General features: G+C 62.9%; 20 protein-coding genes. 3 read left to right on the top strand and 17 right to left on the bottom strand.

Going from position 1 to position 21,216, the window contains the following annotated elements:
• The first annotated feature begins 3 nt into the window (after positions 1 to 3).
• From AC07OE_RS11500 to AC07OE_RS11490, 3 genes are all read left to right on the top strand, one after another.
• Positions 4 to 1,857, top strand: a complete 1,854-nt coding sequence (locus tag AC07OE_RS11500; RefSeq protein WP_495070699.1) for an AMP-dependent synthetase/ligase — start codon at positions 4 to 6, stop codon at positions 1,855 to 1,857.
• A 49-nt stretch (positions 1,858 to 1,906) separates the two neighbouring features.
• Positions 1,907 to 3,082, top strand: coding sequence for an ABC transporter substrate-binding protein (locus AC07OE_RS11495; RefSeq protein WP_495070912.1), 1,176 nt, complete (start codon positions 1,907 to 1,909; stop codon positions 3,080 to 3,082).
• Between the two features lie 239 nt (positions 3,083 to 3,321).
• Complete coding sequence (locus AC07OE_RS11490; RefSeq protein ID WP_495070698.1) at positions 3,322 to 3,882, top strand: PEP-CTERM sorting domain-containing protein; 561 nt, start codon at positions 3,322 to 3,324, stop codon at positions 3,880 to 3,882.
• 63 nt (positions 3,883 to 3,945) lie between these two features.
• Here the strand turns inward: AC07OE_RS11490 and AC07OE_RS11485 are convergent, their stop codons facing one another.
• The 17 genes from AC07OE_RS11485 to AC07OE_RS11405 form a co-directional block, all read right to left on the bottom strand.
• Positions 3,946 to 4,455 carry a thioesterase family protein gene (locus tag AC07OE_RS11485; protein ID WP_495070697.1) on the bottom strand — a complete coding sequence of 170 codons (510 nt, stop codon included), beginning with the start codon at positions 4,453 to 4,455 and terminating at the stop codon, positions 3,946 to 3,948.
• Between the two features lie 9 nt (positions 4,456 to 4,464).
• On the bottom strand, positions 4,465 to 5,655 hold the full coding sequence (locus tag AC07OE_RS11480) for an acyl-CoA dehydrogenase family protein (protein ID WP_495070696.1): 1,191 nt from the start codon (positions 5,653 to 5,655) through the stop codon (positions 4,465 to 4,467).
• A complete protein-coding gene (locus AC07OE_RS11475) occupies positions 5,652 to 6,824 on the bottom strand; it encodes an acyl-CoA dehydrogenase family protein (protein WP_495070695.1) in 1,173 nt (390 codons plus the stop codon). Before AC07OE_RS11475 ends, AC07OE_RS11480 begins: the two co-directional genes overlap by 4 nt.
• A 29-nt stretch (positions 6,825 to 6,853) precedes the next feature.
• Positions 6,854 to 7,738 carry an SDR family oxidoreductase gene (locus AC07OE_RS11470; RefSeq protein ID WP_495070694.1) on the bottom strand — a complete coding sequence of 295 codons (885 nt, stop codon included), beginning with the start codon at positions 7,736 to 7,738 and terminating at the stop codon, positions 6,854 to 6,856.
• The gene (locus AC07OE_RS11465; RefSeq protein ID WP_495070693.1) at positions 7,738 to 8,397 is read right to left on the bottom strand and encodes a TetR/AcrR family transcriptional regulator; all 660 of its coding nucleotides are present in this window, start codon (positions 8,395 to 8,397) and stop codon (positions 7,738 to 7,740) included. The genes AC07OE_RS11470 and AC07OE_RS11465 overlap by 1 nt, the downstream gene beginning before the upstream one ends.
• A gap of 130 nt (positions 8,398 to 8,527) precedes the next feature.
• Positions 8,528 to 9,292: an enoyl-CoA hydratase gene (locus AC07OE_RS11460; RefSeq protein WP_495070692.1), complete on the bottom strand. Its 765-nt coding sequence runs from the start codon at positions 9,290 to 9,292 to the stop codon at positions 8,528 to 8,530.
• 34 nt (positions 9,293 to 9,326) lie between these two features.
• Positions 9,327 to 10,133: an acyl-CoA thioesterase gene (locus AC07OE_RS11455; RefSeq protein WP_495070691.1), complete on the bottom strand. Its 807-nt coding sequence runs from the start codon at positions 10,131 to 10,133 to the stop codon at positions 9,327 to 9,329.
• A complete protein-coding gene (locus tag AC07OE_RS11450) occupies positions 10,130 to 11,026 on the bottom strand; it encodes an alpha/beta hydrolase family protein (protein WP_495070690.1) in 897 nt (298 codons plus the stop codon). The genes AC07OE_RS11455 and AC07OE_RS11450 overlap by 4 nt, the downstream gene beginning before the upstream one ends.
• A 59-nt stretch (positions 11,027 to 11,085) precedes the next feature.
• A complete protein-coding gene (locus tag AC07OE_RS11445) occupies positions 11,086 to 12,279 on the bottom strand; it encodes an acetyl-CoA C-acyltransferase (protein ID WP_495070689.1) in 1,194 nt (397 codons plus the stop codon).
• An 11-nt stretch (positions 12,280 to 12,290) separates the two neighbouring features.
• On the bottom strand, positions 12,291 to 12,785 hold the full coding sequence (locus tag AC07OE_RS11440) for a DUF4442 domain-containing protein (RefSeq protein ID WP_495070688.1): 495 nt from the start codon (positions 12,783 to 12,785) through the stop codon (positions 12,291 to 12,293).
• A 1-nt stretch (position 12,786) separates the two neighbouring features.
• Complete coding sequence (locus AC07OE_RS11435; protein WP_495070687.1) at positions 12,787 to 15,186, bottom strand: 3-hydroxyacyl-CoA dehydrogenase/enoyl-CoA hydratase family protein; 2,400 nt, start codon at positions 15,184 to 15,186, stop codon at positions 12,787 to 12,789.
• Positions 15,187 to 15,204: 18 nt separating this feature from the next.
• The gene (locus tag AC07OE_RS11430) at positions 15,205 to 15,639 is read right to left on the bottom strand and encodes a DUF2147 domain-containing protein (RefSeq protein WP_495070686.1); all 435 of its coding nucleotides are present in this window, start codon (positions 15,637 to 15,639) and stop codon (positions 15,205 to 15,207) included.
• A 44-nt stretch (positions 15,640 to 15,683) separates the two neighbouring features.
• Positions 15,684 to 17,480, bottom strand: coding sequence for an acyl-CoA dehydrogenase C-terminal domain-containing protein (locus AC07OE_RS11425; RefSeq protein ID WP_495070685.1), 1,797 nt, complete (start codon positions 17,478 to 17,480; stop codon positions 15,684 to 15,686).
• 36 nt (positions 17,481 to 17,516) lie between these two features.
• Entirely contained in the window at positions 17,517 to 18,191 is a 675-nt protein-coding gene (locus tag AC07OE_RS11420) for a TetR/AcrR family transcriptional regulator (protein ID WP_495070684.1), read from the bottom strand.
• 108 nt (positions 18,192 to 18,299) lie between these two features.
• A complete protein-coding gene (gene slmA / locus AC07OE_RS11415; RefSeq protein WP_495070683.1) occupies positions 18,300 to 18,971 on the bottom strand; it encodes a nucleoid occlusion factor SlmA in 672 nt (223 codons plus the stop codon).
• Between the two features lie 56 nt (positions 18,972 to 19,027).
• Entirely contained in the window at positions 19,028 to 20,458 is a 1,431-nt protein-coding gene (locus AC07OE_RS11410) for a sensor histidine kinase (RefSeq protein WP_495070682.1), read from the bottom strand.
• A gap of 22 nt (positions 20,459 to 20,480) precedes the next feature.
• Positions 20,481 to 21,164, bottom strand: a complete 684-nt coding sequence (locus tag AC07OE_RS11405) for a response regulator (RefSeq protein WP_495070681.1) — start codon at positions 21,162 to 21,164, stop codon at positions 20,481 to 20,483.
• Positions 21,165 to 21,216: the final 52 nt, after the last annotated feature.

Genomic DNA, 21,216 nt, shown 5'->3' with positions numbered 1-21,216 from the left:
AGCATGGGCCTCTGGGACACCTCCTCCATACAACCGCGCCATGACATCGTCATGGCTGGCGACACCATTCCCGCCATGTTCTGGAACGCAGTGGCACAACGCGGCCCGAACATCTGGATGCGGCAAAAGCACCTGGGCCTGTGGCGCAGCTGGACGTGGAACCAGACCGCCGACGCCGTGCGCGAGATTGCCGGTGGCCTCATTCATTTGGGCTTTGGTAAGGGCGACACCGCCTCAATCCTGGCCAATACCGTGGTGGAGTGGGTGTGGGCCGACCTGGGCATTCTGTCGGCGGGCGGCGTATCCAACGGCATCTACCCCACCGACGCGCCCAGCCAGGTGCAATACCTGTGCGAAGACTCCAGTACCAGCGTGCTGTTTGTCGAAGACGACGAGCAGCTCGACAAGGCTTTGGAGGTGCGCGACCAGCTGCCGTGCCTGCGCAAGATTGTGGTGCTGGACATGGAGGGCCTGCGTGGCCTGAATGACCCCGGCGTCATCAGCCTGGACACGCTGCGCGCATTGGGACGGGCCTACAACGCAGAGTTCCCGCACGCTGTGCCGCAACGCGTGGCGGCCTGCCAGCCGCAGGATCTGGCGATTCTGGTCTACACCTCGGGCACCACGGGCAAGCCCAAGGGCGCCATGCACCTGCACCAGGGCCTGGTGTTCACGGTGCGCGGCTTCAACACCCTGATCGCGCAGAACGACCAGGACGAGCGCATGTGCTTTCTGCCGCTGTGCCACATTGCCGAACGCATGGGCGGCGAGTACTACGCGCTGTACACCGGAGCCAAACTCAACTTTGTGGAGAACCCGGAGACCATCCCCGAGAACGTGCGCGAGATTGCGCCCACGGTGTTCACCGCCGTGCCCCGCGTGTGGGAGAAGTTCTACTCTGGCGTAATGATTGCCCTCAAGGAAGCGGGATGGGTGCAGCAGGCTGCCTACGCCTGGGGCATTGGGGTGGGCACGGCGATTACCGATCGCGTGTTGGCGGGCCAGCCGGTAGATGGCTGGCTGAAATTCAAGTTCAAGGTAGCCCAGGCTCTGGCGCTGAACAATGTGCGCAAACTCATTGGCATCCACCGTGCGCGCTACCTGGTGACCGGTGCGGCGCCCATTTCGCCGGACCTGGTGCGCTGGTACTTGGCACTGGGCGTGCCCATGCTGGAGGTGTGGGGCATGACGGAGACCTGCGGCGCTTCCACGGGCGTGCCGGCCCAGAAAATCAAACCGGGCTCCATAGGCCCGGCAGCCAGCTTCAACGAAGTGAAACTGGACCCGGTCACGGGCGAATTCCTGGTGCGCGGGCAGAACGTGTTTGCGGGCTACCTGAACCAGCCCGAGAAAACCGCCGAGACCATCACCGCCGATGGCTGGCTGCACACCGGCGATGTGGGCGTGGTGGACGAGGACGGCTACTTCCGCATCACCGACCGCATGAAGGACATCATCATCACGGCGGGCGGCAAGAACATCACGCCCAGCGAGCTGGAGAACGACCTGAAGTTCTCGCCCTACATCACGGACGCGGTGGTGATTGGCGACAAGCGCGCTTACCTCACGGTGATTGTCATGATCGACCAGGAGAACGTGGAGAAGTTTGCCCAGGACGCCGATGTGCCATTCAGCAACTACACATCCCTCACCCGCGCCCCCGAGGTGCAGGCGCTGATCCAGGCCGAGCTGGACCGCGTGAACCAGAAGTTTGCCCGCGTAGAGCAGATCAAGAAATTCTTCTTGCTGGAAAACCAGCTCACGGCGGAAGATGAAGAACTCACCCCCACCATGAAGCTCAAACGCAAGCTGGTGGAAAAAAAATACGAAGCCCAGATAGAGGCCATGTACCACTGAGCGGCACACCGCCGCCCAGCACTTTGACCACCAAGGAGACAACACCATGATGACACTGCGCACCTTCGCCGCACTGGGCGCCCTGACCCTGACGGCATCGCTGGCCTCGGCCCAGCAAGGCATCAGCAAGGACGAGATCTTGCTAGGCTCCATCCAGGACTTGTCCGGCCCCATCGCCGGCTTTGGCAAGCAGGCCCGCCTGGGCATGCTGCTGGCCGTGGACGAGATCAACGAGCAGGGCGGCATCAACGGCCGCAAAGTCAAGCTGCTGGTCGAGGACTCGGCCTATGACCCCAAGAAGGCGGTGCTGGCCGCGCAGAAGCTCGTCAACCAGGACAAGATTTTCATGATGGTGGGCCACATTGGCACCGCACAGAACATGGCGGCCATGCCGGTGCAATTCGAGAAGAACGTGATCAACTTCTTCCCCATCACCGCCGCGCGTGAGATGTACGAGCCCTTCCACAAACTGAAGTACTCCTACGCCGCGCCCTACTACGACCAGATGCGCCTGGCGGTACCCAAGCTGGTGAAGGAGAAAGGCGCAAAGAAGGTCTGCACCATGTACCAGGACGATGACTTTGGCCTGGAAGTGCTCAAGGGCGGCGAGGATGGTCTGAAGACCATTGGCATGGAGTTTGCCGAGAAGACCTCGTACAAACGCGGCGCCACCGACTTCTCTTCCCAAGTGTCCAAGATGCAGGCCAGTGGCTGCGACTTCATCGTGCTGGGCACCATCATCCGCGAAACCATTGGCGCCATTGGCACCGCCCGCAAGCTGGGCTATAGCCCCACCTTCATCGGGTCCAGCGCGGCCTACACCGACTTGATCCACAAGCTGGGCGGTCCCGCCATGAATGGCTTCTATGCCACCATGACGGTGCAAAACCCCTACACCGATGAGCAGGCGCCAGCCATCCGCTTCTGGGCCAACAAGTACAAGACCAAGTTCAACGAAGAACCTACCGTGTTCTCGGTCTACGGCTACAGCATCGTCAACACCTTTGCCACCGTGGCCGGCAAGGCGGGCAAGAACCTGAGCACCGAAAGCTTCATCAAGGTGATGGACACGCTGAGCATCCCGTCTGACATCTTCGGCAGCGCCCCCCAGTCCTTCAGCGCCACCAAACGCCTGGGCAGCAGCGCCTCCCGCATCTCGCAGATCACCGACGGCAAATGGAAGGTGGTGTCGGAGTATGTGGGCGACCCAGCCTTGAAGAAGTAAGGATCCCCCGCAGCGACAAAAGCCACCCTAGGGGTGGCTTTTTTTGTTAGTAGCACGCGATAGAACAGCCCCTTAGAGCCCAAACACTCGCAGGCCATCGCCTCATTTGTTACCACGTGTTTCTCCAACGGCATGAAAACTGTTTTAAATCCAAACGGGCTATTGCCCCGACTTGGTGCACAAAAACAGAATGCCTGCAAGGCAGACATCCGCCTGCTTCTCAACCAGTGGAGTGAACAATGAAACTAAAGAGACTTTTTACCGCAACGGGCATCGCAGCCGCCTTGCTGTCCGCATCGATCGCGCAGGCCAATACCAACACGTTTTCGGGCCTGACGGGCAGCATTACTTCTTTGGCCAGCTACACCGAAGACGGCATCACGGCAACGCCAACATCTGGAAGCTTTTGGGGGTGGCCTTCTGCGGGACAGCTGCACCTGGACCCCACCGGTTTTGCCGGCAATACGGTGAACTTTACCTTTGCGTCCGGCCTCTTCAACCTGAATAGCCTGGACATCAGCTTTGCCAGCAACGGCGCCGTGGGTGCCCTGACAGCTTTCGACACCGCCAACAACGTTCTGTTCACCACCAACCTCAATGCCAGTGTTACCGGCACTGTGAACTTTGGCACCTGGAATAATATTGCGCGACTGCAACTGGTCGACACCGGCAGCCACCTGAGTGTGGACAACCTGACGCTGACAGCAGCGGTGCCCGAGCCCGAAACCTATGCCCTGTTGCTGGCGGGCCTGGGTTGCATGGGTGCGATCGTGCGCCGACGCAAAGCCAAACACGTCTGATCACACGCGACCAGCAAGTTAACGGGGGCCCTGGCTCCCGTTTTCATTCATACCGATACGGCCTCAGGACACGATGTAGGCCGCCGCGCCGGTAGACAGCAGCTTGCCATCAGCCGCCAGGAACTCCATACGCGTGGAGGCTACGCGTGAGCCCAGGCGCATGACTTCGGCGCGCAACTCGAAACTCTCCCCTATGCCGGGCCGCAAATAGTCCACGCGTAAATCAATCGTGCCCAGCTTGCTGAAGCGGTGCAGGCGCTGCAAAGGTACCTCATCCATGTGGCGCGCGCCAATGGCGGCCATGACGGCCAAGCCCCCCATGGCGTCCAGCCCCGCGCTGATGACCCCGCCATGGATACGGTTGAAACTGTAATGGCCCACGAGTTCGGGTTTCATCGCGATGTGCGCCACCACGCGTTGGGGCGTGATGCTGGTAATCTTCAATCCCAATACCTGGTTGAAGGCAATGCTGTGCTCAAAGATGTGCCGCAGCCCCTCAACGAATTCGGGTTCAAACACCATCGAGGTCTCAGGGCTGACGACGGAGGTGGCGGGCACAGGGGTTTTAGGCATGGGGCACTCTCACAGGCCGAGCTGACGGCTGGCCAACTCTTTCATGATCTCTTCGGCACCGCCGCCAATCATCATGACCTTGACCTCGCGGTAGATGCGTTCGCACGCGGTGCCACGCATGAAGCCCATGCCGCCCAGAATCTGTACACCCTGGTCGGCGCAGAACTGCATGGTCTGTGTGGCGTGGTTTTTCAGAAGGCACACCTGCGCCACCCACTCGGCGCCCTTGGCGGATTTTTCACCGCGGTCGCCCGCATCGGCGCGCGCTGCCACGGTATGCAGCCAAGCGCGTGTGGACTCGATGCGCATCTTCATGTCCATGAGTTTGTGACGTATCACCTGGTGGTCGATGAGTGCGGTTCCAAAGGTCTTGCGCTGCTGGGCCCAGGCCAGGGCCTCGTCGTAACAGCATTCGGCAAAGCCCAGTGCCATGGCGGACATGGAGAGACGCTCGCCATTGAAGTTCGTCAGGATGATCTTGAAACCCGCGCCCTCCTCCCCCACCAAGTTGCAGGCCGGTACACGCACACCGTCAAAGCGCAGGTGGGCCGTGTCGGAGCACAGCCAGCCCATCTTCTTCAGTGGGCTGCGCGAGAGGCCCACTGCATCGCCCGGCACCATGAGCATGGAGATGCCCATGGGCCCTTTGTTCTGCAGATCCGTGCGCACCGCCACCGTGATCCAGTCAGCGCGCATGCCGGAGGTGATGAAGACTTTCTCCCCGTCCACCACATAGTCGTCGCCATCCCGGCGCGCCGTGGTCCTCAGGGCCGACACATCGGTTCCGCCGCCGGGTTCGGTGATGGCCAGTGCAGCAATCTTGTTGCCAGCCAACACATCGGGAACCACCTGTTGCTGCAAAGAGGCTGAACCGTGGCGCAATACCGGCGGCAAGCCAATGTTATGGCTGAACAGACTGGCCATGAGACCGCCACTGCCGCCCGTGCGAGCCAGCGCGACGGTGAGCGCATTGCGCAGGGCCCAGGGTGCAGGTGTCCCGCCCAGCGCTTCGGGGTAGCCCAGGCCCAGCCAGCCCAGATTGGCTGCGCGCCGGTAGAGTGCACGCGGAAACTCGCCCGCCTCTTCCCAGTCATTCAGATAGGGTGCCACCTCGGTGCGGATGAAGCGGCGAGCGGCGTCTTCCACCGCGGCAATGTCTTCGGGCCCGACCTCCAGGTGCGCCTCCCGCGCTGCGCTCATGCAGGTCTCCGCTTGGCCACACCCATGGTCTTGGCGATGATGCCCATCATCACTTCATCGGCCCCACCGCCGATAGAGCCCAGACGGCTGTCCCGGAACATGCGCGCGACCTTGTTTTCCCAGGTGTAGCCCATGCCACCCCAGAACTGCAGACATCCATCGGGGATCAGCCGCCCCAGGCGCCCCGCCTTGAGCTTGGCCATGGAAGCCAGCTCCAGCACTTCCTGCCCACTCACGTAGAGTTCGCAGGCGCGGTAGGTCAGCGCGCGCAGGCTTTCCACCTCGGTCTTCATTTCGGCAAGGCGAAACTGCACCCACTGCTGGTCAGCCAGCGTATTGCCAAACATCTTGCGTTCCTGCGCCCACTCCACCGTCCAGTCAATGCAGTTGTTCAGGGCCTGCAGGCAGCTGGCCGCGCACCACAGGCGCTCTTCCTGGAATTGCTGCATCTGGTACACAAAGCCCGCGCCTTCCTGGCCAATCAGGTTGCGCTGGGGCACGCGCACTTGGTCAAAGTACAGCAGGCCGGTGTCGCTGCTGTGCATGCCGATTTTCTTGATCTTCTGCGCCACCTCAATACCCTTGCGCAGCTTGCCGTTTTCGCGCAATGGCACCATCACCAGACTTTTGTTCTTGTGGGCGGGCCCGTCTCCCGTGTTGACCAACATACACATCCAGTTGGCCTGCAGGCTGTTGGTGATCCACATTTTCTGGCCCGTGATCACATAGTCGTCACCGTCCTTGCGCGCGCGGCTGGTGATCGCCGACACATCGCTGCCTGCTCCGGGCTCGCTCACACCGATGCAGCCTACGGTGTCGCCGGCAATGGCCGGTACCAGAAACTCGCGCTTGAGCTCTTCGCTACCAAACCGTGCCAGGGCTGGCGTGCACATATCGGTTTGCACGCCAATGGCCATGGGCACGCCACCGCAGTCGATATGGCCCAGCGCCTCCGCCATGGCCAGGCCATAGGAATAGTCCAGCCCCGCGCCACCATAGGCCTCGGGCTTGGTCAGCCCCAGCAAGCCCAGGTTGCCCAGCTTCTTGAAGATGGCGTGGGCCGGGAACATTTCTGCCGCCTCCCATTCCTCCACATGCGGGTTGATCTCGGCGTCGATGAAGCGCTTGAGGGTCTTCTGGATTTCCTGGTGTTCGTGAGTGAACTGCATGCCGGGCTCCCGCAGGTGGTGGTGGGCAATTACTTGGAAAAAACCTTGGGCGTCTGTGCGCGATGAAAACCGTTGAAGGGTTTGATGGCATCGCGCGCCTGGGCTTTCTCGTCGGCCACGCGCATGGGCCAGCCCATGCGCACCTGGGGCCGCGCACCGTCGATGCGCAGCGTGCTGCCGCTGATAAAGGCGGCCGCGGGACTCAGTAAAAACACGATGCCAGCGGCGGTCTCTGCTTCGGTGCCAAAGCGGCCCAGCGGTACGGTCTTCGCCATCTCGCGCAGCATGGGGCCCATCTCTGCGGGGTAATGGTCCATGCCGCTGGAAGCGATGTAGCCCGGCGCCACCGCATTCACACGCACGCCGCGGCCCGCCCATTCGGTGGCTGCGGTTTCGGTAAAGCTGACCATGCCCGCGCGCGCCGCGCCGCTGTGGCCCATGCCGGGCATGGAGCCCCACATGTCGGCCACGATGTTGACGATGGCGCCACCTTGCTTGTTCATGCTCTGGCTGAAGCACTCGCGCGCCATCAGAAAACCGCCAGTCAGGTTGGTGTTGATCACCGCCTCCCAGCCCTTGGCGCTGATGGCTTCCAACGGCGTCATGTACTGGCCGCCGGCGTTGTTCACCAGGCCGTCGATGCGCCCGTGCTGGGCCACGATGGCGGCCACCGTTTGCTGCACCGCCTCTTCCTGCCGGATGTCGCACACATGCTCGCTGGTCTGGCCACCGTCTTCGGCAATCTCAGCCGCCACCTTCGCCAGCTTCTCGGGCTTGCGGCCTATCAGCGCGACCGTGGCCCCCAGGGCCGCCAGCTCATGCGCCACGCAACGGCCAATGCCGGAGCCGCCTCCGGTGACCACTACCACCTTGCCCGCGAACAAACCAGGCGCAAACACGGAACCGTAAGACATCAGGACTCCTTCAGAAACAAGGCCACGGCGGCGTCACCTAGCTCCTCCACGGACGCCCCCTTCTTCGCATCAAACCACTGTACCGACCAGTTGAGCGCGCCCAGCATGAGCAGGCGCGCCAGCTTCACTGGCGCCTTCAGCTGGCCTTTGGCATGCAGGGCTTCCAGCACCGGCATCCACAGGGCTTCGTAGTCAGCAATGAGCTTGGCGAGCAGCTTGCGCTGGCGGCTGTTGAGCGAGCGCCATTCGTACAGCATCACCGGCACGAAATCATTGCCCGGCCCCAGCAGCCCCGCAAAATGCGTATGCACCAGCGCGGTCAGCTGCGCGGCCGGTGGCAGTTCGGCGTAGCCGGGCTGGCTGAGGGCGGCGTGCTGGTTGGCCAACGCGGTGTGCATGCCCTCCTCCATCACGGCGAACAGCAGCGCGTCCTTGCTTTTGAAGTGGTAGAACGGCGAGCCGCTCTGCATGCCAGCGGCGGCCGCGATGTCGCGCGTGGTGGTGGCCGCAAACCCCTTGCGGCGAAACAGCTGCGCCGCGGCCTTCAGCAACTCGTGGCGGCGGTTGCCATCGTCGCGTTCGTCCTCGGTTTTGCGGGGCCGACCACGCGGGCGCTTGGGGGCGTCGATATCAGTCACAACAAGATCGGAAGGCGTCATGCCCTCGACCTTACCAAGCCTTGTTATTTTTAGCAAGCAATTGCTTGGCGAAAATAATGGGGGTTTGCTCTCTTTTTAATAGCTAATTGTGTAATATCTGCGGGAGCTAGAGGCCTATTTTATGCAGACATCAGACCTTGCTGAAGTCTGGCTTGCGCTTTTCCATGAAGGCCGAGAACGCCTCTTTGGCGGCTGGGGCCTGCAACATGCGCCCAAAACTCACCGCTTCTTCGTCAATGCGCTCCAGCACCTGGGCCATCTGGCCCTTCTTGAGCAGGCGTTTGGTTTCTACCAGCGAAGCCAGAGGCTTGGCGGCCAGCTTGCGAGCCTGGGCCTGGGCAATGCCATTGGCTTCGGTGGGTGGCACCACGCGGTTGGCCAGGCCTACCTCGAGCGCGGCCTCGGCCATGAAGGGTTCACCCATGAGCAGGGCTTCGGCTGCCCGGTGGTAGCCCAGCATCTGTGGCACCAGCAGGCTGGAGGCTGCCTCGGGGCACAGACCCAGGTTCACAAAGGGCATGGAGAAAGCGGCGTTATCGCCCGCGTAGACCAGGTCGCAATGGAACAGCATGGTGGTACCGATGCCCACGGCCGGGCCGCAGACAGCCGCCACGATGGGCTTGGGAAAGGCAGCCAGGGCGCGCAGGAAGCGGAACACCGGCGCATCGTTCGACTTGGGCGTGGCGCTGAGGAAGTCGCCAATGTCATTGCCCGCGCTGAACACCGTGACATCGCCCTGGAACACCACCACACGCACCGCCGCGTCGTCGCGCGCAGTGTCCAGGGCATCGGCACAAGTGGCGTACATGGCCTGGGTGAAGGAATTTTTCTTGTCCACCCGGTTCAGGGTGATGGTGGTAATGCCGTCGGCGGTGTCGATCAGGATGTCTTGCATGGTCGGTCTCTGTGGAAAGAAATACGCGATTGGATCACTGTTTGTAGTAAACGATCTGGTGCGTGGTCACCAGCAGCACACCGGCCTGGTTCCAGAGCTGGCTGCTCTGGTCAAAAAAACCGTTGCGAAACGCCTGCGCCCGCGCCTGGCCCAGCAAGTAGCCACTGCCAGTCTGCGCGAGTTGCTCGGCGCTGACATGGAAGTACACGGTCATGGACACCGTGCCTGCCGGCACATGGGTGGCGCGGCGGATGAACACGCGCGGAAAGAAGATGTCGGAGATGGAAGCCAGCGAGGCGAAGTCCAGCGGACGTGGCGGTTGGTCACGCACCCAGAGCTGGGACAGGCTGGTGTCACCACCGCCGTCCCATACCTCGGGCAGGCCACCCACGATGGGGCGCGACTCGAAGCGCCGCACGAACTCCATGGGCGCGCGCACCGTGGGCAAGGGCACGTCTTCGGGCGGTGGGCAGACGGGCATGGGTTCGTCGTCCAGGCCCCAGGTCTCGCGGCGCACGGCGGTCACTGCCGTTGCCGTCATCACGGCCTGGCCGTCCTGCTGCATCTCGATGACCCAGTGCTGGGTGGACCGATTGGTCCGCGCCGGGCGTGCCTGCACGACAAAATGGCCATCGGCCACCGCGGCGCAAAAGTTCACGGTCAGCGAGATCGGATCGCCCAGGCGATCCGGATGGCGCAGCACTGCGCTCAAAGCCTGGGCTGCGGTGATGCCACCAAATGGCCCCACCATATTGGCGTAGGCCGGATGGGTGTGGCCTAACCAGCTGCCATCGGGCTGGCGCTGAAGGGCAACAGCTTCGTCAAACGGATGGGTATTCATACGGGCGCGGCCAGGGGGGCTGCGGTGGATGCAAATCCGCTGAGCCATTGCTCCAGGCGCGGCCACAGCAGGGACTGGTGCTCTACGCGAAACGGGCCGAAATGGCCCAGGCGACGCACGGAGAGGTCCGCAGGCGCGATGCGGTGCACCTCGCGTGGAGCATTGGCGTACAGGTTGATCAGACTGTGCGTTCCGCGCAGGGTCATGAGTTCGTCGTCTGTGATGGACAGCGCCACCACCGGGAACTGCACCTGGGCGTAGCTTTGTTGCGCAGCACTGCCTTCGGCACCGACGCTGTAGCGCGGATTCAGGCACCACTTGCGCCACTGCAGGATCACGCCCTTGGGTAGGTCCCCCACCTTGCGCAGGCGCTTACCTGGAAAGTAACCAAACAGCCGCGTGGCCAACGGCACCAGGATGAACCAGAAGTAGGGAACGATGCGCTTGAGCTGGGGCGCGTTCTCGCGCCAGTAGCCGCTGCCCGCCGCCACGCTGAGCAGGCCATTCACCAGATGTGCATTGCGCAGCAGGCCGGGCAATTGCGCGCCCAGGCTGTGGCCCAGCAGGTACAGAGGCTGTGCTGGCAGGCTAGCCTTGGCGTGGTCGATCACGGCTTCGTAATCACGCGCCCAGTCATACAGGTCGGCGCTAAAGCCCTTGAGCCCGCCCGCGGGCAAAGAGTCGCCCATGCCACGGTAGTCAAAACTGGTCACCTGCCAGCCCTGGGCTGCCAGCCACTGGGCAAAGGGTGCGTAGTAGTCCTGGCGCACGCCCATGGCGCCGCCAATGACCACGCTGCCACGCGCGGCGCCCTGGGCCGCGTAAGTGCGCAGCGATAGCGGCGTGCCATCGGCCGTCAGAAGGGTTTGGGGGACAGAAGCAATCGTGGCCATCGTGGTCTCCTCTGAAAGAATAAAAAAGGCCACCCGCGGTGGCCTTGTGGCGCGACGTATCAGACGCGTTCAAAAATCCCGGCTGCTCCCTGCCCGGTGCCTACGCACATGGTCACCATGCCGTACTTCAGGTTGTGGCGGCGCAGTGCGTGGATGACGGTCGCGGCACGGATGGCACCGGTGGCGCCCAGTGGGTGGCCCAGCGCGATGGCGCCGCCCATGGGGTTGACCTTGGAGGCATCCAGGCCCAAGGTGTTAATGACGGCGAGCGACTGGGCCGCGAAGGCTTCGTTCAACTCAAACCAGTCAATATCGCTATGCTGCAGACCCGCGTAGCGCAAGGCCGCAGGGATCGCCTCGATGGGGCCAATGCCCATGATTTCGGGCGGCACGCCGCGTGCTGCAAAGCTCACAAAGCGGGCCAGCGGTGTCAGGCCAAATTGCTTGACGGCCTTTTCGCTGGCCAGGATCAGCGCGCCGGCGCCATCGCTGGTCTGCGAGCTGTTGCCGGCGGTGACGCTACCGCGTGCTGCGAACACGGGCTTGAGCTTGGCCAGGCCTTCGAGTGAGGTGTCCGGGCGCGGGCCTTCGTCCAGGTTCACGGTACGAGTCTTGGTACGCACTTCACCCGTCGCCAGGTCGGGCGTGCGCTCGATGACGTCGATGGGTGTGATTTCGTTGGTGAATTCACCGGCCTGCTGGGCCTTGATGGCACGCAGATGGGATTCCAGCGCGAAGGCGTCTTGCATCTCGCGCGTCACCTTCCATTGCTGGGCCACCTTCTCCGCAGTCAGGCCCATGCCGTAGGCGATACCGACGTTCTCGTCACGCTCGAAGATGGCGGGGTTGAACGAGGGCTTGTTGCCGCCCATGGGCACCATGCTCATGGATTCGGCGCCGCCAGCGATCAGCACATCGGCCTCGCCCACGCGGATGCGGTCGGCCGCCATCTGGATGGCAGAGATACCGGAAGCGCAAAAGCGGTTGACGGTGATGCCGCCGACAGGGTGGTCAAAGGCCAGGCCCACGGCCACGCGGGCCATGTTCATGCCCTGCTCGCCTTCGGGGAAAGAGCAGCCAATGATGGCGTCTTCAATGGCTTTGGGGTCCAGCGTGGGGACTTGCAGCATGGCGCTCTTGAGGGCAGCAACCAGCAGTTCATCGGGGCGGGTGTTGCGGAAGTAGCCGCGGCCGGAGCGCCCGATGGGCGTGCGCGTGGCGGCAACGATGTAGGCGTCTTGGACTTGTTTCATGGGGAAACTCCTTATTTTTTGGGGGTGGGTATCCACGCCCAGATGAATTCACATTGGATGGGCTGCTCGCCCGATTCGTCGCTGACCTGCACGGGCACGCTGACTTCGCCCTTGTCGCTTTGCTGCATCTGCAGGCGCTGCGCGTCGGACAGCGTGGCCACGGCGCGCATGGCGCCCTGGGCACGGCGTTTGAAGTCGATGCGCATGGTCTTGGCCAGGGGCAGGCAGTCGTCACGCACATTCATGCCCACCACCATGCCGGTGGCCGTTTCGGCCAGCAGCGCCATGGCCGCAGCATGCACGCCCTGGATGTGGTTCTGCACGCGGCGCACATTGGCCACGGCAATTTCCACACGTTCAGGCGCCATGTGCGCAAAATCCAGCCCCGCCGTGCCCGTGAAAGGCACCGCGCGACCCATGACCTTATTGCGCAGCCAGGGGCGCAGTGCAGCGGGCACGCGGTCCAGCTTGGCGACCGAACGGGCAAGGCGGTTGGGCTGGGCCATGTCAGTTACGCACCGGTTTGCCCGTGGACATCATGCCCATGATGCGTTCTTGCGTCTTGGGGTGGGTCAGCAAGCCGCAGAAGGCTTTGCGCTCCATGGCCATCAGGTATTCCTCGGTCACCAACGTACCCGCATCCACCTGGCCACCGCAGACCACTTCGGCAATCAGCAGGCCGATGTGGAAATCGTGCGCACTGATGAAACCACCGTCACGCATATTGACCAGCTGGGCGCGGATGGTGGCAATGCCGCTGCGACCGGCCACGGGGAAGCTGCGCTTGTGCGGCGCGCGGTAGCCGCCGGTGAACAGGGCCTTGGCCTCGTTGATGGCGACGAACAGCAGCTCGTCCTTGTGCGGCACCACGATGTCGCTGTCCAGCAGGTAGCCCAGCTTGCGGCTTTCCAGTGCGCTGGTGCCCACCTTGGCCATGGCCGCGGCGGTGAAGCCTTCGGTGAGGAAGGGCAGGACGTCCTTGGAGGTGGACAGCGCCATGTTTTCGGCGGCACGGCGGGCGATGTAGGTCAGGCCGCCGGCACCAGGCACCAGGCCCACGCCGACTTCGACCAGGCCAATGTAGCTTTCCATCGCGGCCACGCGCTTGCTGGAGTACACCGCCAGCTCGCAGCCACCGCCCAAGGCCAAACCGCGAATGGCAGAGACCACGGGCACGTTGGAGTAGCGCAGCTTGAGCATGGCGTTTTGCAGCTCGGCCTCTGCGCCTTCGATGGCTTTGGCGCCGCCCATGATGAAGGCGGGCATCATGCCTTGCAGGTCGGCACCGGCAGAGAACATCTCGTCGGGCGACCAGATCACCAGGCCCTTGTAGTCCTTCTCGGCCAGTTCCTGCGCCTGCAGCAGGCCTTCGATCACACCGCCACCGATGGCGTGCATCTTGGTCTTAATGCTGGCGATGAGCACTTCGTCGTCCAACGTCCACAGGCGAATGGATTCATCCTCGAAAACGGTCTTGCCCGCGGTCTCGGCCTTGGGGGCGTTGGCACCCAGCACGCTCTCGGGGAAGTGCTGGCGCTCGTACACGGGCAGCTGGCGCACGGGCACAAAGGTGCCGGTGCTGGGGTTCCACGAACCGGCTGGCGTGTGCACACCGCCGGCGTCTGCCACGGGGCCCTTGAAGACCCAGTCGGGCAGCGGGGCCTTGCACAGCGCCTTGCCGGCATCGATGTCTTCCTGCACCATCTTGGCGACTTCGAGCCAACCGGCTTCTTGCCAGAGCTCGAACGGGCCCTGTTTCATGCCGAAGCCCCAGCGCATGCAGAAGTCCACATCGCGCGCGTTGTCGGCAATGGCGGCCAAGTGGATGGCAGCATAGTGGAAGCTGTTGCGCAGGATGGCCCAGAGGAACTGGCCTTCCTTGCCTTCGGCGTTGCGCAGCAGTTTCAGGCGCTCTGCGGCTGGCTTCTTGAGCATGCGGCCATAGACCTCGTCGGCCTTTTGGCCCGCGGGCACGTACTCTTTGTTGGCCAGGTCGAAGCGCGAGACATCACGGCCCACCTTCTTGAAGAAGCCGGCCTTGGTCTTCTGGCCCAGGTTGCCCATCTCCAGCAGAGTCTTGAGCACCGTGGGGGTGGCGAAGCTTTCGTAGAAGGGGTCGGTCTCGATAGAGAGCGTGTCCTGCAGCGTCTTGATCACGTGAGCCATGGTGTCCAGGCCCACCACGTCGGCAGTGCGGAAGGTGCCGCTTGACGCGCGGCCCAGCTTCTTGCCGGTCAGGTCATCAACCACGTCAAAGGTCAAGCCGAAGTTTTCCACTTCCTTCATGGTCGTCAACATGCCAGCGATACCGACACGGTTGGCGATGAAGTTGGGAGAGTCCTTGGCACGCACCACGCCCTTGCCCAGGTTGCTGGTGACAAAGCCTTCCAGCGCGTCCAGGTACGACGCCTGGGTGGTGGGGGTATTGATCAGCTCCACCAGCGCCATGTAGCGGGGGGGGTTGAAGAAGTGGATGCCGCAGAAGCGGGGCTTGATTTCCTCCGGCAAGGCTTCGCTCAGCTTGGTAATCGACAGGCCCGAGGTGTTGGACGCCACGATGGTGTTGGGGCCAATGAAGGGCGCGATCTTCTTGTACAGGTCCAGCTTCCAGTCCATGCGCTCGGCGATGGCCTCGATGATGAGGTCGCACTCGCGCAGCTGCTCCAGATGCTCTTCGTAGTTGGCTTGGCCAATCAGCGCTGCATCGTCGGCCACACCCAGGGGTGCGGGCTTGAGCTTCTTGAGGTTGTCGATGGCTTTGGTGACGATGCCGTTCTTGGGGCCTTCCTTGGCAGGCAGGTCGAACAGCACCACAGGCACCTTCACGTTGACGAGGTGGGCCGCGATTTGCGCGCCCATCACGCCTGCGCCGAGGACGGCGACTTTTTTTACTTGGAAGCGGGACATAGAAATTCCTGAAAGGGGTTACTGGACGCGAATCCAGGTTTGGGTGCGGTAGAAGAAGGCGATGTAACCGCGCATTTCAATCCTCTTGCCGCCGTCGATGGGCGTCATCGTCATGCGGTAGACCTTGCCGGTAGTGGGCTCCACGATGGTGCCGCCTTCCCACACGTCTTTGCCGTCAGCCTTCTTCAAGCCGCGAATGAGCTCCAGCCCCACCATGGGCTGGTCCTTGCGGTCGTCCTTGCACTCGACGCACTTTTCATCGGGCTTGGCCTTGGGGTCCAGCACCTTCTCAATGGTGCCGGAGATCACGCCGTTGTTCTCCACAATGCGGATCTCGGACTTGGCCGAGCCGTCCTTGTCGTCAATCGTTCTCCACAACCCCACAGGGGTCATCTGGGCCATGGCTGATACAGCACTCAGACCCAGGGCTGCCACCGCTATTGCTCGAATCATTGTTGTCTCCTTGTGTTGCGGGCGGGGTTGTGAAGCAGCGCGGTTCAGGCGAACACGGCGTCGGTGTCCATTAGCACCTTGGAACCGGCGCGCGCTGTGCGCATCAGCGTTGCGGTCTCGGGGAACAGCTTGGCAAAGTAGAAGCGTGCGGTTTGCAACTTGGCCGTGTAGAAGGGGTCGGTGTTGCCGGATGTGATTTCGCGCAATGCCACTTGGGCCATGCGGGCAAAGAAGTAACCAAACACCAGGTGACCGGCCACGCGCAGGTAGTCCACCGCCGCAGCGCCCACTTCGTCGGGGTTCTGGAAACCCTTGAAGCCGATTTCGGTGGTGAACTTGGTCATCTGGTCGCCCAAAATGGCGATCGGCGTGATGAACTCGGACATCTTTTCGTTGGTGCCTTCTTCTTCCACCAACTTGCCGATCAGCTTGCCGAACTTCTTCAGCGTGGCGCCGTTGTTGCCCAGAATCTTGCGACCCAGCAGATCCAGCGACTGGATAGTGTTGGTGCCTTCATAGATCATGTTAATGCGGTTGTCGCGCACGAACTGCTCCATGCCCCATTCCTTGATGAAGCCGTGGCCGCCAAACACCTGCATGCAGGCGTTGGTGGAGATGTGGCCGTTGTCGGTCAGAAAGGCTTTGGCGATGGGGGTCAACATGGCCACCAGCTCGCCGGAGTCCTTGCGCACCTTCTCATCGGGATGGCCGTGCTCTTTTTCCAGCAGCATGGCGCAGTACGCCTGCAGCATGCGGCCGCCTTCGGCATAGGCCTTGGCAGTGAGCAACATCTTGCGCACATCGGGGTGCACGATGATGGGGTCGGCGGGCTTGTCCTTGGCCTTGGGGCCGGTCAGCGATCGCATCTGGATGCGGTCCTTGGCGTAGGCCAGGGCGTTCTGGTACGCCACTTCGGTCAGGCCCAGGGACTGGTTGCCCACGCCCAGACGTGCGGAGTTCATCATCACAAACATGCCCTGCATGCCCTTGTTGGGCTGGCCGACCATGGTGCCGATGGCATCTTCCATGACGATCTGTGCCGTCGCATTGGACTTGATGCCCATCTTGTGTTCCAGACCACCACAGTAGATGCCGTTACGCGAACCCAAGGAGCCGTCCTTGTTCACATTGAACTTGGGCACGATAAACAGGCTGACACCCTTGATGCCGGGAGGCGCGTCGGGCAGGCGGGCCAGCACCAGGTGGATGATGTTGTCGGCCATGTCGTGCTCACCGGCACTGATGAAGATCTTGTTGCCGGTGATCTTGTAGGTGCCATCGGCCTGGGGCTCGGCCTTGGTGCGCATCAGGCCCAGGTCGGTACCGCAATGGGGTTCGGTCAGGCACATGGTGCCGGTCCACTCGCCGCTGGTCATCTTGTGCAGGTAGGTCTGCTTTTGCTCTTCGGTGCCGTGCGTATGCAGGGCGTGGTAGGCGCCATGCGTCAGGCCGGGGTACATGGTCCAGGCCTGGTTGGCGCTGTTGAGCATTTCGTAAAACATGCCGTTGACCACCAAGGGCAGACCCTGACCGCCAAACGCGGGGTCGCAGCCCAGCGCCGCCCAACCACCGTCGATATAGGTCTTGTAGGCTTCCTTGAAACCCTTGGGCGTGGTCACCGCGTGGGTCTTGGCATCCAGCGTGCAGCCTTCGGCATCGCCCGAAATGTTCAGCGGGAAAATCACTTCCGAGGCGAACTTGCCGCCTTCTTCCAGCACCGCATTGATAGTGTCTGGGTCGATATCTGCATGCTGAGGGATCTGCTTCAATTCATCAACGACGTTGAGCACTTCGTGCATCACAAACTGCATGTCGCGCAGTGGAGGGGTGTAAGTTGGCATGGTGCTTTCTCCTTGGGTAACTGACAAAAATCGGGATTAAACGGGGTGGGCGCCGTAGCGCGCGAGGATGTTGGCGAAGCCCCGGTTGGCGCGTTCGATGGAACCAGGGTTTTTGAGGAAACGGGCCTCGTAGTGCAACGCGAGGATCAGCCCATGGATCTCAAAGGCCATCTGGTGTTCGTCCGCATCGGCCTGCAGGTGGCCGCACTGCTTGGCCAGCACCACGGCACGGTACAGGGCGCTGAGCCAGGTCTGCACCGACGTGGCCAGTGCGTCGCGCACGGGGCCGGGCCGGTCATCAAACTCGACGGCGCCGCTGATAAAGATGCAGCCCGACTGGATTTCCACGGCCACGCGCTTCATCCAGTTGTGAAACAGCGCCTCCACCCGGGGCAGGCCGCGTTCGGCATGCAGCGCGGGATAGAACACTTCTTGCTCAAAGCGGCCGAAGTATTCCCGGATGACGGAGATCTGCAGTTCCTCGCGCGAGCCAAAGTGGGCGAACACGCCGGACTTGCTCATCTGCGTGACCTCGGCCAGCACCCCAATGCTCAGGCCTTCCAGGCCAATTTGTGTGGCAAGACCCAGGGCAGCCTCGACGATAGCGGCTTTGGTTTGCTGGCCTTTTTGCATCGCACGCTTGGAGGGCGCGCGCTTGGCCATCGTGTCGGAGACACTGCGGGGCTTGCTGGGAACCGACACGGAAGACATGGATAGGCAGACCACAAAATAGAACGATCGTGCTATTTTGCAACATTTCCACCACCCGCCCCCATAACCCCGGTGTTCTAGAGGGCTTCTCCTAGCGAGACTACGGGTTTACCCGAGCATGACTTGCAGCGCAGGCTCCAGGTGCTCGGAGGGCAAGCGCTTGAAACCTGAGCGCGCGTAGCGCTGCAGGCGGCCGGCCACAAAGGCCGTGACGGCGGCGGCACGCACCTGGGCGTCTACGGTGGGGGTGGCCGAGGCTTGGGTGTTGGCGCTGTCGCGCAGACATTGCTTGAGCGCGGATTCCACCTTGTCAAACAGCTGGTTCATGCGCTGCTGCAGACGCTCGTTTTCCAGCACGAGGGCATCGCCCACCATGACGCGGGCCATGCCAGGGTTCTTCTCGGCAAACTGCACCAGCATGGTGGCAATGCGCGCGGCTTGGCGTGCGCCTGCATTGCTGCCGTCAGCGGCTTGGGGTTCGCGCTCCACGATCTGGGTGATCAGCGAGAACACCGTGCCTTCGATGAAATCAATGAGGCCCTCGAACATCTGCGCCTTGCTGGCGAAATGGCGATACAGCGCGGCTTCGCTGACGTCCAGCCGGGCAGCCAAGGCTGCGGTGGTGATGCGTTCGCCACCGGGCTGCTCCAGCATGCTGGCCAGGGTCTGCAATATTTGCACCCGACGCTCACCCGGCTTGGGACGCTTGCGGCCCGTGCTCTGGTGCTCGGTATCTGCAGCGTGGGCAGTGTCGGCAGAGGGTGCAAATGCGTCGGGCATGGTGGGTCAGGCGGTTGGGTCGAATCATTCTCGCACAGCGCTGGGGAGCTGCAAGGTTAGGCCGGCAGGCTCAGCCACACCCGCAAACCACGCCCCGCAGCCCCACTGCCCAGCTGCAGCGCGCTGCGGTGCACCCGGGAGATTTCGTCGGCAATTGCCAGGCCCAGCCCATTGCCCTCCACGGCGGTGCCAGGCACGCGGTAGAAGCGCTCCAATACGCGGCGCCGCTCGGCCACAGGGATGCCCGGTCCATCGTCTTCCACCTCTAAAAACGGCTGAGGAGCGGCGTCGGGCGCTGCGGCACGCATGCCGCAGCGCAGCGTAACGCGGCCACCCGCAGGCGTGTACTTCAGCGCGTTGTCCACCAGATTGACCAGCAGTTCGCGTAGCAACCATTCCTGGCCTGTCACATGGGCCGGGGCCACGTCCAGGCCAAAGTCGATGTCCTTGCGCATGGCGGCCTCGAGCTGGACTTCGAGCACCACTTCGCACAGCTGCTTGAGGTCTACACGCTGCATGGGCTGCCCCTGCGCGCTGCGCGAGTCCGCCCGTGAAAGTGCCAGCAGCTGGTTCGCCAGCTGCGACGTGCGGCGTGCCGCATGGCGCAAACGCAGCACCTGGTCCGCTCCTAAAGTAATAGTGGCTGGCGAAGTATTGGCGGGGGCTAGCGAGCCATTTTGTATATTTTTTGCGCCGCTGACGGCCTGTGCCCAAGCTTCCACCTGGGCCTGCAGGCCGGCCAGCGGTGTGCGCAACTGGTGGGCCGCGTCGGCGACAAAGCGGGCCTGGCTCTCGGCTTGGGCATTGACCAAACCGAACAAGCGGTTCAGCGACAGCACCAGGGGCCGCACCTCGTCGGGCGACGCATCGGGGTCCAGCGCAGACAGGTCGCGCGGAGAGCGGCGCTCCACGGCATCCCTGAGCTCCAGCAGCGGGCGCAGCGCAGTGCGCACCGCCCAGTTGACGGCGAAAAACCCCGCCATGGCCAGCACCAGATTGGGCAACAGCACCTTGAGCGCCAGCAGCCGCAGCCACTGCTGGCGCGGGTCAGAGCCATCGGCCAACCGCACCACCAGCTCCCCGGCCACAGTCCGCACGCGCTGGCTGACGATGCGGTAAGTCACGCCCTCGTGCTCTTCGCTGGAGAACTCCGCCTCCTTGGTGGTCGGCGGCAGGCCGGTGAGCCAGTCGTCCCCCACCAGCACATGACCGTCCAGGCTCACAACGGCAAAGGCCGACATGCCCTGCCGCACGCTGAGAAACTCGTCGACTGGCGGGGCCATCAGCAGCACAGGGGGCGCCGTTTCGGTGTCTCCGCGCGCCACCACCGAATCGGCCATCAACGGCACCAGGTTGAGCAACTGGCGGTCCTGTTGCAGCGCGGCGCCATCGGCCGAACGGAAGTCAAACCAGGTGTTGAGCGCGGCCAGTAGCAGCAAGGGCAATAGCAAGAGCAGCAGCAGGCGACGCTGCAGACCGGAGGACATGCCGCTGGTCATCCGGGTCCGTTCACGTGCCCAGCAATTCCAGCCGGTAGCCAAAGCCGCGGATGGAGCGCAGCGCAATGCCGTGCGGCTCCAGCTTGCCGCGCAGGCGCGAGATGTAGACCTCCACCGCGTTGGGCGTGATCTCCTTGTCCCAGCCGGTCAGGGCCTGCAGCAGCTTGTCCTTGTTGGCAGGCTTGGGGGCCTGCAGCAGCAGGTACTCCATCACCGTCCATTCGCGCGGGCCCAACTCGATGGGCTGACTGCCAGCAGCGGTGCGGATGCAGGCCTGACGCTGGGCGGTGTCCAGTTCCAATGGGCCAAAACTCAGCGTGGCCGAGGTAGCGGCCTGGGAGCGGCGCAGCAGAGCGCGCAGGCGAGCCAGCAATTCTGGCAATTCAAAGGGCTTGACCATATAGTCGTCGGCGCCCTGGTCCAGCCCCTGCACGCGGTCTTGCAGCGCGTCGCGCGCGGTGAGGATCAGCACCGGCATGCTGTGGCCGTTTTTGCGCAGCGCCTGGGTAAGCGCCAGGCCGTCCATGAGCGGCAGGCCGATGTCGACCACGGCCACGTCAAACGATTCGGCCTGGGTGACCTCCAGCGCGCGCTCGGCGCTGCCCACCCAGTCCACTGCATAACCGGCATCCGACAGACCCAGCTTGATGCCGCTGGCCACCATCACATCGTCTTCCACCAGCAGCAGTCTCATAGCGATTCAGGCCTCTAGCACCCGTAGATATTGCGCAAGTAGCTATTGATTG

The organism is Rhodoferax sp. GW821-FHT09E07, from assembly GCF_059416145.1.
Note: the sequence above shows the minus strand (reverse complement) of the source record. Positions and strands in the feature narration are given on the sequence as shown.